8 protein-coding genes, 5 pseudogenes and 1 riboswitch are annotated in these 15,585 nt (G+C 71.5%); of the genes and pseudogenes, 5 read left to right on the top strand and 8 right to left on the bottom strand.

All coding sequences use genetic code 11. The annotated features are described in order from the left end of the window. Positions 1 to 1,179, bottom strand: coding sequence for a hypothetical protein (locus tag ACIA8D_RS28165; protein WP_399236577.1), 1,179 nt, complete (start codon positions 1,177 to 1,179; stop codon positions 1 to 3). Positions 1,180 to 1,411: 232 nt separating this feature from the next. On the opposite strand from ACIA8D_RS28165, the pseudogene ACIA8D_RS28160 reads away from it, so the two are divergent. Beyond that, a pseudogene (locus tag ACIA8D_RS28160) lies at positions 1,412 to 2,695 on the top strand (glycosyltransferase); the annotation flags it as partial. Positions 2,696 to 2,698: 3 nt separating this feature from the next. Here ACIA8D_RS28160 and ACIA8D_RS28155 read toward each other — a convergent pair. Beyond that, positions 2,699 to 3,649: pseudogene (locus tag ACIA8D_RS28155) on the bottom strand (HAMP domain-containing protein); the annotation flags it as partial. A gap of 341 nt (positions 3,650 to 3,990) precedes the next feature. Between ACIA8D_RS28155 and ACIA8D_RS28150 the strand changes: the two are divergent. Next, positions 3,991 to 4,509: a DinB family protein gene (locus ACIA8D_RS28150; RefSeq protein ID WP_399236575.1), complete on the top strand. Its 519-nt coding sequence runs from the start codon at positions 3,991 to 3,993 to the stop codon at positions 4,507 to 4,509. A 52-nt stretch (positions 4,510 to 4,561) separates the two neighbouring features. Here the strand turns inward: ACIA8D_RS28150 and ACIA8D_RS28145 are convergent. Further along, positions 4,562 to 5,814: pseudogene (locus ACIA8D_RS28145) on the bottom strand (amidohydrolase). Positions 5,815 to 5,912: 98 nt separating this feature from the next. Here ACIA8D_RS28145 and ACIA8D_RS28140 point away from each other — a divergent pair. Then, positions 5,913 to 6,764 carry an alpha/beta fold hydrolase gene (locus ACIA8D_RS28140; RefSeq protein WP_399236573.1) on the top strand — a complete coding sequence of 284 codons (852 nt, stop codon included), beginning with the start codon at positions 5,913 to 5,915 and terminating at the stop codon, positions 6,762 to 6,764. Positions 6,765 to 6,776: 12 nt separating this feature from the next. Here the strand turns inward: ACIA8D_RS28140 and ACIA8D_RS28135 are convergent, their stop codons facing one another. The 4 genes and pseudogenes from ACIA8D_RS28135 to ACIA8D_RS28120 form a co-directional block, all read right to left on the bottom strand. Then, a complete protein-coding gene (locus ACIA8D_RS28135; RefSeq protein WP_399236571.1) occupies positions 6,777 to 7,475 on the bottom strand; it encodes a haloacid dehalogenase type II in 699 nt (232 codons plus the stop codon). Between the two features lie 102 nt (positions 7,476 to 7,577). Further along, positions 7,578 to 8,369 (bottom strand): ABC transporter ATP-binding protein, encoded by a 792-nt coding sequence (locus ACIA8D_RS28130; RefSeq protein ID WP_399236570.1) that lies wholly within the window; start codon positions 8,367 to 8,369, stop codon positions 7,578 to 7,580. After that, a pseudogene (locus ACIA8D_RS28125) lies at positions 8,366 to 9,429 on the bottom strand (FecCD family ABC transporter permease). Before ACIA8D_RS28125 ends, ACIA8D_RS28130 begins: the two are co-directional and overlap by 4 nt. 35 nt (positions 9,430 to 9,464) lie before the next feature. Next, positions 9,465 to 10,550, bottom strand: coding sequence for an ABC transporter substrate-binding protein (locus ACIA8D_RS28120; RefSeq protein ID WP_399236568.1), 1,086 nt, complete (start codon positions 10,548 to 10,550; stop codon positions 9,465 to 9,467). 29 nt (positions 10,551 to 10,579) lie between these two features. Then, a riboswitch (cobalamin riboswitch) is annotated at positions 10,580 to 10,722 on the bottom strand. A gap of 71 nt (positions 10,723 to 10,793) precedes the next feature. Here ACIA8D_RS28120 and ACIA8D_RS28115 point away from each other — a divergent pair. Continuing rightward, positions 10,794 to 11,528, top strand: a complete 735-nt coding sequence (locus tag ACIA8D_RS28115; protein WP_399236566.1) for a hypothetical protein — start codon at positions 10,794 to 10,796, stop codon at positions 11,526 to 11,528. Positions 11,529 to 11,741: 213 nt separating this feature from the next. Next, positions 11,742 to 13,133, top strand: coding sequence for a PepSY-associated TM helix domain-containing protein (locus tag ACIA8D_RS28110; protein ID WP_399236741.1), 1,392 nt, complete (start codon positions 11,742 to 11,744; stop codon positions 13,131 to 13,133). Positions 13,134 to 13,208: 75 nt separating this feature from the next. Here ACIA8D_RS28110 and metE read toward each other — a convergent pair. After that, positions 13,209 to 15,465 (bottom strand): annotated as a pseudogene (gene metE, locus ACIA8D_RS28105) (5-methyltetrahydropteroyltriglutamate--homocysteine S-methyltransferase). Positions 15,466 to 15,585: the final 120 nt, after the last annotated feature.

Genomic DNA, 15,585 nt, shown 5'->3' with positions numbered 1-15,585 from the left:
TCACGGCAGCTTGTGGGCCTGCTCGATGTGGTCCACGCCGTAGTAGGTGGCGATGCACGAAGCGGGCCACTTCGCCTTCCCGCCGTGGCGGAACGGCTCGGTCATCCTGCTCTGGGGAAGCCGCTTGTACGGCAGGACCTGGGCGCCTGCCGCCCCCTGCCCGCGCATCCAGCGGTCCTGGCGGTCCCAGTCGTGGGCGTGCGCCTGCATCGTGGACCCGAGGCCCGCGAGCGAAGCCGCCAGGTCGACGCCGGAGACGAGCAGCGCGCCGGCACCCGCGAAGAGCACCGGAACGTACGTCGTCGCGAGGGAGGCGCGGCCCCGCAGCCCGGGACACACGACGCCGAGGAGCACTCCCGCCACGACGGCCCCCAGGTACCACCAGGTCGTGAGCACCGTGGCGGCGATCTCGCCGAACCCGTGCAGCGCGCCGAGCAGCGAGTCGGGGGTGAACATCGTCGACGCGTGCTTGCGTTCGTGCCGGCGTTGGGCGCCGGGCGAGGTGTAAAGGATCAGCGTGCCGAGCACGAGACTGCCGATGCCGGCCGTGCAGCACAGCCGCAGGAACCGCCGCCGCGCCGCCGGGAAGACACGGCCGCTGATCAGCGGCGCGAACGCCAGGACGGTCGCCGCGACGACAGTCGTCTCCTCGGAGAGGAGCCCCAGGGACACGCCCGCGAGGACGACGGTGCCCAGCGCGAGGAGCTTGCCGCGCCGCGACATCGCGTACAGCACGGGGACGGCCGCCGCGCAGGCGAACACCGGGGGCAGGGTGTGCGAGACGGAGGCGGCCGGCCAGTAGAACGTCTTGTAGGTATTGGGCGAGCCGAGCAGGAACAGGGCCGTCACCATCGACGCCGCCAGCAGCGGCACACCCCGGGGGACCCGCAGCCGGGCGGCGTTCAGCGCCGCGACGGCGAAGGCCCACAGCAGCGCGAGCACGAGCACACCGGACACCGGCGCGAACCACTGCTGGCCCACCCCGCCGAACCGCGCATACGCCCACACCGCCACGGCGTTGACGATCCGTCCGTTGTCGTGGAGGTAGAACTTCCCCACCATCGCGGACAGTCCGCCGTCGTGGACCACCGGAAGGAAGCACCAGTCGTCGCCGCCGGTCCGCACCAGCCGGGCGTTCCACGCGGCGCAGCCGAGCACGGCGAGCGGCAGCAGTGACATGAGCCCCAGGGGGGCGGCCGCCCGCCACCATGTCCTCCGCGGTCCCGGAACGACACCGGTGCGCTGGTCTCGAACAGCCTTCTCCGGTGCGTGCACCACAGGCCGCCCCCTTCTCGATCGGCGCCGCGAAAGAATTCCGCGCGACACGGAAATACGGTTTGCGGTGTGCTGACGTTCGGTTTCGCAGGTCAGCCTGATCGAAAGATAACGCGGCGAGGGTGGCTCCTAACGAATGGAAGCGTGTCAGATCTCAGTTGTTGTGCCGTGCTTCAACGAGGAAGAAGTGATCAACACATTTCATTGTGCGTTGATGGAAGTCCTGGAGGACTCGCAGCGCTTCTTCGAGATCTGTTACGTCGACGACGGCAGCCGCGACACCACCCGCGCCCAGTTGCGCGATCTGGCCGCCGGGGACGAGCGGGTCCGTTACACGTCCTTCAGCCGCAACTTCGGCAAGGAAGCGGCCATGCTGGCGGGGCTGCGGATGTCGCGCGGCGCGGCCGTGGCCCTCATGGACGCCGATCTGCAGCACCCGCCGGGGCTCTTGCACCGGATGCTGGAACTGCGCCGGCACGGCTACGACCAGGTCGTAGCCCGCCGGGACCACTCCGGCGAGGGCCTGCTGCGCAGGACCGTCAGCTCGGCCTACTACCAGGCGATGGGCCGCTGCATGGACGTCGACGTCGTCGACGGCGAGGGGGACTTCCGGCTGCTCTCGCGCCGCGCCGTCGACGCGGTGCTCGCACTGCCGGAGGCCAACCGGTTCTCCAAGGGAATCTTCTCCTGGATCGGCTTCGACACCGTCAGTTTCACCTACCACAATGTCAATCGCGCCGCGGGCCGCTCGAAATAGGGCGGCCGTCGCCTCCTCAACTACGGGATCGACGGACTGATCTCCTTCAACAGCCGCCCGCTGCGCCTCGTCATCTACGCGGGCCTCGGCCTCGCATTCGCGGCATTCGCTTATGCGCTGTCGATCGCAGCCGACGTCGTCATCCACGGAGTGGACGTCCCCGGATTCGCCACGCTGCTGATCGCCATCGCGGCCCTGGGCGGAATCCAGCTCGCCACGCTCGGCGTCATCGGTGAATACGTCGGACGGATCTACGGTGAGACGAAACACCGACCGCCTTATGTGGTGCGCGAGACCGAGGCGAGCGCACAGCGGGGCGTTTCCGTGCCCGCGCCCGGAACCGAGCCCGCGCTCACCGTGGACGCGTTCGTGCGCCCCAAGAACCCGGATCACGGAAAGGGCGCTCTTCACACCTTTCGGCAGTTCGTCGTCTTCGGGCTGATCGGGATCATCAATACCGCGGTGTACATGGCCGTGTACGTGTCGCTCAACCGGTGGATCCCGTATCTGATCGCGCACGTCGTCGGCTTCATGGTCAGTGTCGTCGGCTCCTTCCTGCTGAACAGCTGCATCACCTGCCGCACGCGGCCGACCTGGCGGGCCTTCCTCCGCTTCCCGCTGTCGAGCCTCGTGAACATGGTGTTCAGCGGAGCGCTCCTCTTCCTCGATGCGCTCCGTGTCGACCTCGTCGAGGCCGGGGCCCCGGTCGAGGACCTCCAGGCGGACCCCGGAGCCCGGGATGCGGGTGACGGTGATCTCGATGGGGGAGGTGCCGTCGGCGTCGAACTTGGCGGCGTTCTCGACCAGGTTGGTCAGGGCGCGCTGCAACTGCGTGGGGCGGCCCGTGATCGCCGTGTCCGGATCGGCGCGGACCGTGACCGTGCGGCCCGTGCGACGGCGGGCCAGCACGGCGACGTCCTCGGCGAGTGCCACGTCGGCGGGCGACTCGTCGTCCTGGTGGCCCGCCGCGAGGTTCACCAACTCGTTGACCAGATCGGTCAGTTCGCGGGACTCGTCGCTCAGGTCGGTCACCAGTTCGTCGCGGGACGCGGGCGGCAGCTCGTCGATGCGGCGCAGCAGGGAGATGTTCGTGCGCAGCGAGGTGAGCGGCGTGCGCAGTTCGTGCCCCGCGTCCTGGGCCAGGCGGCGCTGGTCCTCCTTGGAACGGGCGAGCCGGCCCAGCATCCGGTCGAAGGAACGGCCCAGGCTGCCCACCTCGTCGCGGCCGATGACCGGGACCGCGACATCGAGCCGCCCCGTCGACGCCACGCGTTCGGCGGTCTCGGCGAGCCGGACGAGCCGCGAGGTGATGCGGCGCGCCAGCCACCAGCCGAACAAGCCCGCCGCGAGGACGACCACGGCCGCGAACAGCAGCGTGCGCTTCTGGAGCTCCCGCAGCAGGTCCTCGGTGTCGCTGAACTCCTGCGCCACCTGGACCGCGCCGCGCCCGTCACCGAGGGCGACCGTCGCCATCCGGTACTCGTCGCCGCCGACCGGCACGTCGTGGTCCTCGTCGACGGTGCCCGCGGTGCCGGCGTCGGCGACGCGGCGGGCGTCGGAGTCGACCGGCAGCGGCGGGTTCCCCTTGTCGATCATCGAGCCGCCGGGGCCGAGGAGGCCGGCGGAGCGGCTGCGGCAGTGGGCACGCCACCGCTCGGCGGGAGCGCGCGAGGAGCCGATCGGTGACGCGGGCCTGGACGTAGCCGGCACGCTGTCGCCTAGGGCTTGTCGTTTGGATCAGGCCCCGCGAGCCCGGCCTGATCCAAACGACAAGCCCTAGAGGGGCTCCTCGGCCGCCGACTGCCGAGGAGCCCCTCTAGGTGACAGCGCCGAGAGGCCGTTGGGTGTTACATGCAGGTGGGATCGGGCTTCGGAGGCCGACAGTCCGAGGAGGCCGCGAGTCGGAGGAGGCCGAAAATCCGAGGCATCGGCCCGGCGCGCACGCTAGCGTCGCCGGCATGGCCCCTTCACTCGAACGCCCGCCGTTCCAGACCGACGAGCGCACCGCGCTCATCGGATGGCTGGACCTCCAGCGCCGGATCCTGCGATGGAAGTGCGAAGGACTGAGCGAGGAGGACGCGCGCCGCAGCGTCCTCCCGACCTCCCCGGCGATGACGATGGCCGGACTCATCAGCCACATGCGTTGGGTCGAACACACCTGGCTGGACGTGCTGTTCCTCGGTGGCGACGAGACGGTGAACCCCTCCTTCGACGAGTCGGACGACGAGGACGCCGACTGGCGCACCGACGGCGTCCCCCTCGAACGACTGCTGATCGACTACGAGTCCCAGTGCGCCCGCAGCAACGACATCGTGGCCGCGGCCTCCCTCGACGACATCGGCCGCCACCCCAAGTTCGGCGGCGGCAAGGTCGATCTGCGCTGGATGCTGATCCACCTCATCGAGGAGACCGGCCGGCACGCCGGGCACGCGGACATCGTGCGGGAACTGCTCGACGGGTCGAAGGGGTACTACTGAGGGGCACTACCGAGGGGTGCCGCTGAGGGGGTGCTACTGAGAGGTACTGCCGTCACGGCGTGCCCAGCCACGTCAGCGCCGCGATCGTGAGCGCCTCCACGCCCGTGCTCAGGGTCGGCTCGATCTCCGGGGCGAAGTGCGGGGAGTGGTTGGCCGGCAGGTCGTCGAGCTTGCCGGCCCCCAGTGCCGCCAGGACCGTCTGGGTGTCGAGGCCGCCCCAGAACCAGAAGACGGTCGGTACCCCGATCGCCTGACCGAACACCCCAACGTCCTCACTGGCGTTGACCGGCGGCATGGGAATGATGCGCTGCTCGCCGAAGTGGCCGGCGAACGCCGCCAGCGTCGTGGCGGTCGCATCCGGGTCGCTGACCAGAGCGGGAACGCTGCCGGTCCAGGCGAGTTCGGGATCGCGCGTGGCACCGCCCGCCACGGCCTCGGCGCGGACGACGCGCTCGGTCGCCGAGCGGAGGAGATCGCGGGTGGCGGCCGTTGTGGAGCGGATGTTGATGCCCACTCGGCGGTGTCGGGAATGATGTTGTCCTTGGTGCCTGCCTGCATACGGCCCACCGTGACGACCGCCGTCTCGGACGGGGGCACCTCACGGGCGACGACACCTTGCAGCCGGGTCACCACATGGGCGGCCATCAGAACCGGGTCGATGGCCGCCTCCGGCCGCGAGCCGTGCCCGCCGCGACCGTGCAGGGTGACATTGAGGGAGTCCGAGGCGGCCATCACGGGCCCGCTGCCGTGGCCGATGAACCCGGCGGGCAGCGGCCCCACATGCTGGCCCAGCACGACCTCCGGGGCGGGGAAACGCTCGAACAGCCCGTCGTCGACCATGCCACGGGCGCCGCACCCGAGTTCCTCCGCGGGCTGGAAGACCAGCAGCAGCGTGCCACGCCACTGCTCGCGCGCCCCCGCCAGCAGGGTCGCCGCGCCGACCAGACAGGCCGCGTGCATGTCGTGCCCGCAGGCGTGCATGACCGGTACGTCCTTGCCCTCACGGTCCACCGCGCGGGCGACGCTGGCGTAGGGCAGCCCGGTCTTCTCCTCCACCGGCAGTGCGTCGAAGTCGGCGCGCAGCATGACGACGGGGCCCTCGCCGTTGCGCACCACACCGACCACGCCGGTCGTGCCGACGTGTTCGACGACCTCGTCGACGCCCGCGGCCCGCAGCCGCCGCGCGAGCAGCTCGGCCGACCGCGTCTCCTGCAGCGACAGTTCCGGGTGCTCGTGCAGGTCCCGGTAGAGGTCGGCCAGGTCGTCCCGGAATCCCTCAAGGCCTGCGACAACCGCGTGCGTCATGATCCAACCTCTCTGCTGCGTATGGTCGGTTCAGTGTCACCCAAGGGGGCGGCGAAATCGGGTGGCCCGGTTTCGGCGCGGCGTGCGAGGGTCCTGGCATGCCGAGCGAATTCGAGTCACCCGAGTCCTTCTTCGGGCCCGTCACATCCGTCGAGTCCACCGACGGGACCGCCATCGCCTACCAGCGGTTCGGTTCCGGACCGCCGGTCGTCATGGTGCACGGGTCGGGCGGTGGGCCGCACTCCTGGCAGCCGGTGGCCGAACGCATCGCCGACCGCTACGAGGTGTGGACACCCGCGCGCCGCGGCTACGCGCCGAGCGGGCCGGGCCGCTCGCCCAAGCGCTTCGCCGACGAGGTGGCGGATCTCGCGGCACTCGTCACCACGATCGGCCGCCCCGTGCACCTGGTCGGCATGTCCTACGGAGCCAACGTCGCCCTGCACGCGGCGGCGGCCGGCCTTCCGGTGCGTTCGCTGGTGCTGTGGGAGCCGCCGCTGTACGCGGTGGGCGCCGAACTGGCCCCCGTACTGGCGGAGTTCCAGAAGCTGACCGCGAAGGGCGACCAGCGGAGCGCCGACCGGCTGCTGGCGGAGAGGGTGGCCCGTGTCCCGGCGGCGCTCCTGGACCTGATGGAGTCGGGCACGCCCGAGGATGCTGGTGCGGACGCCGAACCGGACGCCGAACCCGACGAGGCGCACGGCTGGTGTCGCGACCTCGAATCGCTGATCGCCGACTCGGCGGACGTGGAGCGCTGGTCCCACATCATCGTCCCGACCCTGCTGATGCGCGGCGCCGACACCTGGGAGCCGATGCCGACGACCCTCGACCGTCTCGCGTCCGCGTTGCCCAAGGTCACGTACACGGCGTTCCCCGGCCAGATGCACTTCGCCCCGTCGCTCGTCCCCGACATCGTGGCTGCGGAGATCGCCGACTTCCTGCCGCACACCTGAGACCCCCTGCTGTCACGCCCCGATCCGAGTGGCGAGTCCGGCCAGATCGTCGGCGTACACGTCGAACCGGTCGGAGGCGACCGGCGGGTCGCCGACGGTTCGGGCGACATAGGCGGTACGCAGGCCCAAGGCCTGTGCCGCGCGCAGGTCCCAGGCATGGGTGGCGACCATCAGGAGCCGCTCGGGCGGCAGCCCGGAGACATCGACGGCCAGCCGGTAGACCGCCGGGTCCGGCTTGTACGTCCGGGCGTCCTCGGCGGACAGCGCCTGGTGCCAGCGCAGTCCGGCGTGTGCGTTGAGGCCGAGCAGCGCCGTCCGGCTCGCGTTCGACAGTCCGATCAACGGGAACCGTTGCGCGAGCCGGGCAAGCCCCGCCACCGTGTCCGGCCACGGCGGGAGCCTGCGCCCCGCCAGGGCCAGCTCGGCCACCGCCGCCGCATCGTCGACCCCGGCGGCCTCGGCGACGACCCGCGCGGCCTCCAGGTCGACGACTTGGCTGGCGGCGTAGGCCCGCTCACCGTCGACCACGCGTCGCTGCTCGCGCTCAATGTGGTGCCGCCACAGCCCCAGGAGTTCCTCGACCGTGGAGTCGTCGAGGGCCGGCGCGAGTCGGCGGATACCGGCACGGATCCCGGCGGGTTCGTCGACGAGTGTGCCCAGCACGTCGAACACGAGGGCGTCGATCTCTGGCTCTGACGTGAGCTCTGCCATGAGTGAGGTCTCCTGGAGGAAGCGGACGAAGCAGGGGCGTGCGGCCGACGGTTGATCCAACGCGGCCGGCGGCCACACCGATTCCCGAGTCGCCCGGTTGTCCTACCCAAGACCTCCTTCGTCCGTCGGCAGATATGTCACCTGCGGCCGTCGTGTGCGCGGATGGACGACGACCTCGGCGGTCACCTCGTAGACCTCGGAGAGGAGTCGTGGCGTGAGCACCTCGCCCGGTGGACCCGACGCCACGACCGACCCTTCCCGCAGGACGTACAGGCGGTCGCAGTAGTGGGCCGCCAGGTTGAGGTCGTGCAGGGCCACCAGGACCGTGGCGGGCAGTCGGCGCAGGGCCGAGAGGATCTCCAACTGGTGCCGGATGTCGAGGTGGTTGGTGGGTTCGTCGAGGACGAGGAGGGACGGTTGCTGGGCCAGGGCGCGGGCGATGAGGACGCGTTGGCGTTCGCCGCCGGAGAGCTGGGCGAAGGGGCGGTCGGCGAGATCGGCTGCGTCCACGGAGGCGAGTGATGACTCGATCAGGGCGGCGTCCTGCGCCGTGTCGCCCGCCAGTAGACGCTTGTGCGGGGCGCGCCCCATCGCGACGACCTCGGCCACCGTCAGCTCCACGTCGGCCCCCGCGTCCTGCACGACGGCGGCCACCGTGCGGGCCAGGCGGCGCACCGGCAGCGACCACGCGTCGGCGCCGTCCACACGCACCGTTCCCGCGTCCGGGCGCAGCACCCGGTAGACGGCCCGCAGGAGCGTGGACTTGCCGCTGCCGTTGGGGCCGACGAGGCCGACGGTCTCGCCCTGGCGGGCGGTCAGCGAGACGTCGTCGACCAGCCGTCGGGCACCCGCTGTCAGCGTGAGGTTCTCGACCGCGAGATCGGCGGGCGTCATCCGACACCTCCCGCGTTCGTGCGCCGCGCGTCCCGTCGCATCAGCCACAGGAAGAACGGGCCGCCGCACAGCGCCGTGAGCACACCGACCGGGATCTCCATCGGCGCGGCGACCGTCCGAGCCGCGATGTCCGCCCAGACGAGGAACACGGCGCCGCCCAGGGCGGCCGTCGGCAGCACGCGCCGGTGGTCGCCGCCGACGAGGAGCCGCACGATGTGCGGCAGCATCAGGCCGACGAAGCCGATCGGCCCGGCCGCCGCGACCAGCACACCGGTCACGAGCGACACCAGCACGAACATCCGCGCGCGGAAACGGGCCACGTCCAGGCCCATCGTCGTGGCGGCCTCCTCGCCCGCGAGCAGCAGGTTCAGGTTCGGCGCCTGCACCATGAGGACGCCGATCCCGATGAGCAGGCCGAGTCCCGGCAACCACAGCGAGTTCCAGGACACCCCGCCCAGACCGCCCAGCGTCCAGGCGAGGACCGTACGTGCCTCGTTGCCGCGGTCCGTGGTGAGCAGCAGGTTGAGCAGCGCGCTGAGAATGGACGCGACCGCGACACCCGACAGGATCAGGCGGCCGGACGTGATGCGTCCACCCGTGCGCGCGGTGGCGTAGACGAGGACGAGCGCGCCGAGCGCACCCGCGAACGCCGCCGCCGACAGTGACATCGCCCCGAACACGCCGACCCCGAACACGAGGACCGCGACCGCCCCGAGCGAGGCACCGGACGAGACACCGAGCAAGTACGGCTCGGCGAGCGGGTTGCGCACCAGGGCCTGCAGGGCGGTGCCGACGACCGCGAGACCGGCGCCGGTCTCGCGCCGAGCAGGACACGCGGCGCCCGCACGTCGAGCACGATCGTCTCGCGCGCTCGGGACCAGTCCGCGCCGCCCCACCAGTCGGCGCCCAGCGCGTGCGTCACGATGCCCCACACCTGACCGGGCGGCACCCGCACCGAGCCGATGGCGAGTCCGGCCGTCAGCGAGACGAGAAGCAGCGCGGCGAGCACGACCAGGGTGGCGGTGAGCCGCACCCCCTGGCCGATGTGTCGGTCCCGCACGCCGGCCGGCTGCTTGTCGGTGACCGCGGGCGCCGTCACGTGAAGCTCTCCGGGTGCAGCCCGCGCGCGAGCCCCTCCACCGCGTACGCCGACCGGACCCCGACCAGCGTCGCGGTCAACGGCAGCACGACGAACCGCTTGTGCTTGATGGCGGGTACGTCGGCGAGCGCGGGCTGCGCGAGCAGGTAGCGCTTCTTCTGCTCGACGCTCTTGTCGCCCGCGTAGTCGTAGATCGCGATGACCTCGGGCCTGCGGTCGACGACCTGCTCCCAGGAGACATCGCCGAACACGTCGTCCAGATCGGCGAACACATTGCGGCCGCCCGCCTGGTGGATCAGCTGTGTGCCCAGGCCCTTGCCGCCCGCGGTGAAGGCGGACTTGTCCCCGCTGTCGTACACGAACACGGGGACCCGCGGCCGGTCGCGGACGGCGGTGCTCGCCTTCGCGACCCGTCGGCGGAGGTCGGACACCAGGGCGTCGGCGCGGTCGGGGACTCCGAAGATCTTGCCGATGGTGCGTATCTCGGCGTAGGTGTCGCGCATCGTCACGTTCTTCCCGCCGCAGTACTCGCGGTTGAGGTACGTGTCGATGCCCGCGTCGGCGAACGCCTTGCGCGAGCGGCCCTCCTTCTCGTCGAACGCGCTGGAGTAGCCGCCGTAGACGAAGTCGGGTTCGGCTTCGAGGACGTTCTCGAACGACGGTGCCCGCGTGGCCAGTTCCGGCACCGACGCGTAGTCCTCGCGCAGGCTCGGCAGGACGACTGAGTCGGGGAACGCCGTGCCGACCATCCGGTCCTTCAGACCGAGGGAGAGCAGGAGTTCGGCGGGGTGCTGATGGATGGTGACCGCGCGCGACGGCGGCCTGTCGTACGTCGTCTTGACGCCGCAGTTGTCGATGGTGACGGGGAATCCCTCGGCAGTCGACGACTTCGGGCGGTCGTCGGCGCGCTCGGACGCCGAGGACGCCGTGCCGGACGGGCCGCAACCGGCGGTGAGTACCGCTGCCGACAGCGCGGCGAGGGCGGCCGAGGCCCGCACGGCGAAGCGCCGCGGCCGCGCACGGGAGAGCCGTCGCACAGGGGAAGGGGGAAGGGCATGGGGACGGTACGGACCGTCGTACACGTGAAGCCTCCTACGGAGTCCGCGCTCCTCGGAACAAGCCCGCGACGGGCCAGTGACCTGACTCCCGGGCAGCGTTGACGCGCTCTGCCCGGTCACAGTGGCGGGACCGTGCCGGATTCGCACCGGCTTCCTGTCACCCGTCGCGGTGATGACCTGGCGATCCTACGTGGCTTCCGCGGTGCGCATGCCGGGTTGCGAACCTGCCGGTGATCACCGGGGCGCGGATGCCAAGATGGGTCGGCCATGACCACACGCCGGGACGCTCGCGCTGGACGGGCCGCGATGCTCGCGGCCGTCTGCGTGCTGCTCACGGCGCTGGCGCACACGCTCATGTCCGGTGACACCGTGCCCTGGTGGGCTCTGGCCGCCGGATGCGCGGCCACCGGTGCGGCGGCGTGGGTGCCCACCGGCCGTGAGCGCGGAATCCTGCCGGTCGTGGGTCTGACGGTGGCCGCGCAGGCGGCGCTGCACGTCTTCTTCTCGTGGGCGCAGGTGGTCACGCACCCGGCGGCGTCCGGCGGTTCCGTCGCCGGGCGGTGGCTGGACCACGTGTTGTGCCGCGCGCCCATGGAGCCCACGGGAATGGGCGACATGCCCATGCAGTCCATGCCGGCCGGCTCGACGGGTGCCATGGCCCCGATGAGTGGCATGAGTGGTACGGGCGGCATACATGACATGGCACACGGCGGTCATGACATGGGTGGCATGTCATCTTCCGGCATGCTCACGGCCCACCTGCTGGCCGCCGTGCTGAGCGGGCTGTGGCTCGCGTACGGTGAGCAGGCCGCGTTCCGCCTCGCGAGGTGCGTCGTCGGCCGGATCGTCGCACCGCTCAGGCTCCCGTTCCGCCTTCCGACTCCGCCGCACCGGCCGCGCGTCCGGGTCCGCCGCGCCCGGCGCGACCGTACGCCGCGCGAGCTCCTCCTCGCGGACCCCATCACCTCCAGAGGTCCACCCGCAGGGAACGCTGTCGCCTGACGACAGCCGGTTCACCCGAGGCTGCGCCGCACCCTCGGGCGTCGGCCGTGCGCACGCCCTGAGCGGGCCCGCGCGGCCGAGTCCCCATGCACCGCACCGGATCCGGATGCGCCCAGGGCCGAGCGGCCCGCGCCCGGACTCCGTGCTGCCCAGAACTGGAGGACCACGTTGTCCATCACCTCCGAAACCTCGGACACCCCGGATTCCCGGCCGGTGGAAGAGGGCCGGGACGCACCGCCGTCACCGCCCGCCACCCGGTCGGCCTGGGCGTCACTTCGCCCGCTGGTGCTTCGACTGCACTTCTACGCCGGGGTGTTCGTCGCCCCGTTCCTGTTCGTCGCCGCGGTCACGGGCCTGCTCTACGCGGGCTCCTTCCAGGCCGAGAAGATCGTCTACGCCCATGAGCTGAACGTTCCCGTGGGCAGGTCCGAGCTGCCCGTCGCCGATCAGGTCGCCGCCGCCCGCAAGGCTCATCCGGAAGGAGACGTCAGCGCCGTGCGGCCCTCGCCCGAGGCCGGGGCGACGACCCGGGTCATGCTCTCCGGCGTCGCGGGAGTCGACGCCGACCACACGCTCGCGGTGTTCGTGAACCCGTACGACGGCGAGATCCGCGGCGCCCTCGAACAGTACGGATCCACCGGCGCGCTGCCGCTGCGCACCTGGATCGACGAGCTCCACCGCGACCTCCACCTCGGCCAAGTGGGCCGTCTCTACAGCGAGTTCGCGGCGAGCTGGACGTGGGTGATCGCGGGCGGCGGCCTCGTCCTCTGGTTCGGCCGCCGCCGCTCCCGCCGCGCAATCCGCGGCACGAGCGGCCGCAGGCGGACCCTTTCGCTGCACGGGTCGGTGGGCGTCTGGGCGGCGCTCGGACTCTTCTTCCTGTCCGCGACGGGCCTGACCTGGTCGACGTACGCGGGTGCGAGCATCACCGACCTGCGTGCCGCGCTCGGCCAGACGACACCGGCCGTCACCGCGACCGCGGCCCCGGATTCCGGCGGCGAACACGCGGGGCACGACATGGGCGGGTCGAGTGCGCCTGGAAGCGACGGCGGCGTCGGCCTGAACGCGGTGCTGAAGGCGGCCCGCGCCGAAGGCCTCTCGAACCCGGTGGAGATCGTCCCGCCCGCCGACGCCTCCTCGGCGTACGTCGTCCAGCAGATCCAACGGAGTTGGCCGGAGAAGCAGGATGCCGTCGCCGTCGACCCGGCGAGCGGCCGGGTCACGGACGTGGTGCGGTTCGCCGACTACCCGGTGCTCGCCAAGCTGTCCCGCTGGGGCATCGACCTGCACACCGGCAACCTGTTCGGCCTCGTCAACCAGATCGCCCTCGGCGCGCTCGCCCTGGCCGTGGTGCTCCTGATCGTGTGGGGGTATCGGATGTGGTGGCAGCGCGGACGCGGCTCCGCCTTCGGGCGGCCGGTCCCGCGCGGCGCCTGGCAGCAGGTGCCGCCGTACGTCGTGGTGCCGTCGTTGGTGGTGATCGCCCTGCTCGGCTACTTCGTGCCGCTGCTCGGCCTGCCGCTCGCGGCGTTCGTGCTCTGCGACATCGCGCTCGGCGAGATCGCGTACCGGCGAGGAAAGCGCACGTACGCGCCGACTGCCTGACGCAGGCCCGGTGAGCGTCCCTCGCCCCTGGTGCCGGAATGTCGGCACCAGGGGCGAGCGCTTCACAGCAGTGCGTCAGTGCGCGGTGCCGTTCGTCCCGAGCTCCGCACGGACGGCGCGTGCGGCGGTGACGAGGTGTTCCAGGGAGGCCCGGGTCTCGGCCCAGCCGCGGGTCTTCAGGCCGCAGTCCGGATTGACCCACAGCCGCTCGGCGGGGATGGCCTCAAGACCCGTACGAAGCAGGACCGTTGCCTCGTCGACGCTGGGAACGCGCGGCGAGTGGATGTCGTACACGCCCGGACCGGCCTCGCGCGGGTAGCCGTGAGCGGCCAGCTCGTGCGCGATCCGCATGTGGGGCGGGCCGCCTCCAGGCTGATGACGTCGGCGTCGAGGGCGTCGATGGCCCGCACGATGTCACCGAACTCGGCGTAGCACATGTGGGTGTGGATCTGCGTGTCCGGACGGACGCCGCTGGTGGTGAGGCGGAACGCCTCGGTGGCCCAGGCGAGATGGTCGGCGCGGTCGGCAGCGCGCAGTGGAAGCGTCTCGCGGAGCGCGGGCTCGTCGACCTGGACGACCGAAGTGCCATTTGACTCAAGGTCGTTGACCTCGTCGCGCAGGGCGAGGGCGACCTGCCGGGCGGTGTCGCCCAGTGGCTGGTCGTCGCGGACGAAGGACCAGGCGAGCATGGTGACCGGGCCGGTGAGCATGCCCTTGACCGGACGCCCGGTGAGCGACTGCGCGTACGTCGTCCAGCGCACGGTCATCGGTTCGGGGCGGGTGATGTCGCCCGCGAGGACCGGAGGGCGGACATAGCGGGTGCCGTAGGACTGCACCCAGCCGTGCTGGGTGGCCAGGTATCCGCCGAGCCGTTCGGCGAAGTAGTGGACCATGTCGTTGCGCGCGGGCTCGCCGTGCACGAGCACGTCGAGGCCGGTCTTCTCCTGGAAGGAGACGACCTCGCGGATCTCGCCGCGCATCCGGTCCTCGTACTCCGCGGTGTCGATGCGTCCGGTCCTCAAGTCGGCTCGCGCGGTGCGGAGTTCACCGGTCTGCGGGGAACGAGCCGATGGTCGTGGTCGGCAGCAGTGGCAGGTTCAGGAGGGCCCGCTGGGCGGCGGTCCGCTCGGAGCAGGGCTGCGAGCGGCGCGCGTCGCTGTCGGTGACGGCGGCGGTCCGGGCCCGTACCGCCGGATCGTGGGTGATGGGGGAGGTGGCGCGGGAGTTCAACGCGGCACGGTTGGCGGTGAGTTCGGCCGCGACCACGCCTGTGCCTCGCGTCAGTCCCTTGGCGAGGGTGGAGACCTCGGTGGTCTTCTGGCGGGCGAAGGCGAGCCGGCGCCGGATCTGCGGCTCGATGTCCCGCTCCACGGACGCGTCCAGGGGAACGTGCAGCAGCGAGCAGGAAGGGGCGACGTCGACGCGGTCGGCGAGCCCGAACAGGGTGCCGAGCGTGGCGAGGGACCGCTCCAGGTCATTGACCCAGATGTTGCGGCCGTTCACCACGCCGGCGACGAGCCGCTTGCCGGGCAGGCCGCCGACGGCGGCGAGTTCCTCCAGGTTGGCGGCGGCGGATCCGGTGAGGTCGAGCGCGAGGCCCCTCGACGGGCGCCTTGGCGAGCACCGGCAGCGCCTCGCCGAGTCGGTCGAAGTACGAGGCGACCAGGAGCTTCGGCCGGTCGGCGAGGGAACCGAGGTCACGGTAGGCGCGAGCGGCGGCGTTCAGCTCCGCCGGGGTGCGGTCCTGGACCAGGGCGGGCTCGTCGAGCTGTACCCAGGCGGCCCCCGAGGCGCGCAGGTCGGAGAGCACCTCGGCGTAGACGGGCGGCAGCCGGTCCAGCAGGGTCAGCGGATCGAAGTCTTCGGCCACACCGGGAGCGGGCTTCGACAACAAGAGGTAGGTGACCGGACCCACCAGCACGGGACGGGCGTCGAGTCCGAGGGCGAGGGCCTCCCGGAGCTCCGCGACCTGCTTGCCGGAGTCGGTGGTGAACTCGGTGTCGGGCCCCAACTCCGGCACCAGATAGTGGTAGTTGGTGTCGAACCACTTGGTCATCTCCAGCGGGGCGATATCCTGGGTGCCGCGCGCCATGGCGAAGTACCCGTCCAGGGCGTCCGCCGCGACGGCGGCCCGGTGGCGCTCGGGCACCGCCCCGACCATGACGGTCGTGTCCAGCACGTGGTCGTCGTACGAGAAGTCGCCGGTCGGCACCTCGTCGATGCCGGAAGCGGCCAGTTCCCGCCAGGCGGAGCCACGGAGTTCGGCGGCGGTGGCGCGAAGCGTGTCGGCGTCGACGCTGCCCTTCCGGTAGCCCTCGACCGTCTTCTTCAGCTCCCGGTCCGGGCCCTGGCGGGGGTAGGGCTTGTCGTTTGGATCAGGCCGGGCTCGCGGGGCCTGGCACGCACGCTCGCGGCGTTGTCGTCGGTCGACGACGCTCCGCGTCGCCTCCCT

It is taken from the genome of Streptomyces sp. NPDC051684, from assembly GCF_044453445.1.
In the GTDB taxonomy this organism is placed as follows: Bacteria; Actinomycetota; Actinomycetes; order Streptomycetales; family Streptomycetaceae; genus Streptomyces.
The sequence above is the reverse complement of the archived record's forward strand: the minus strand, read 5'-3'. Positions and strand labels throughout refer to the sequence as shown.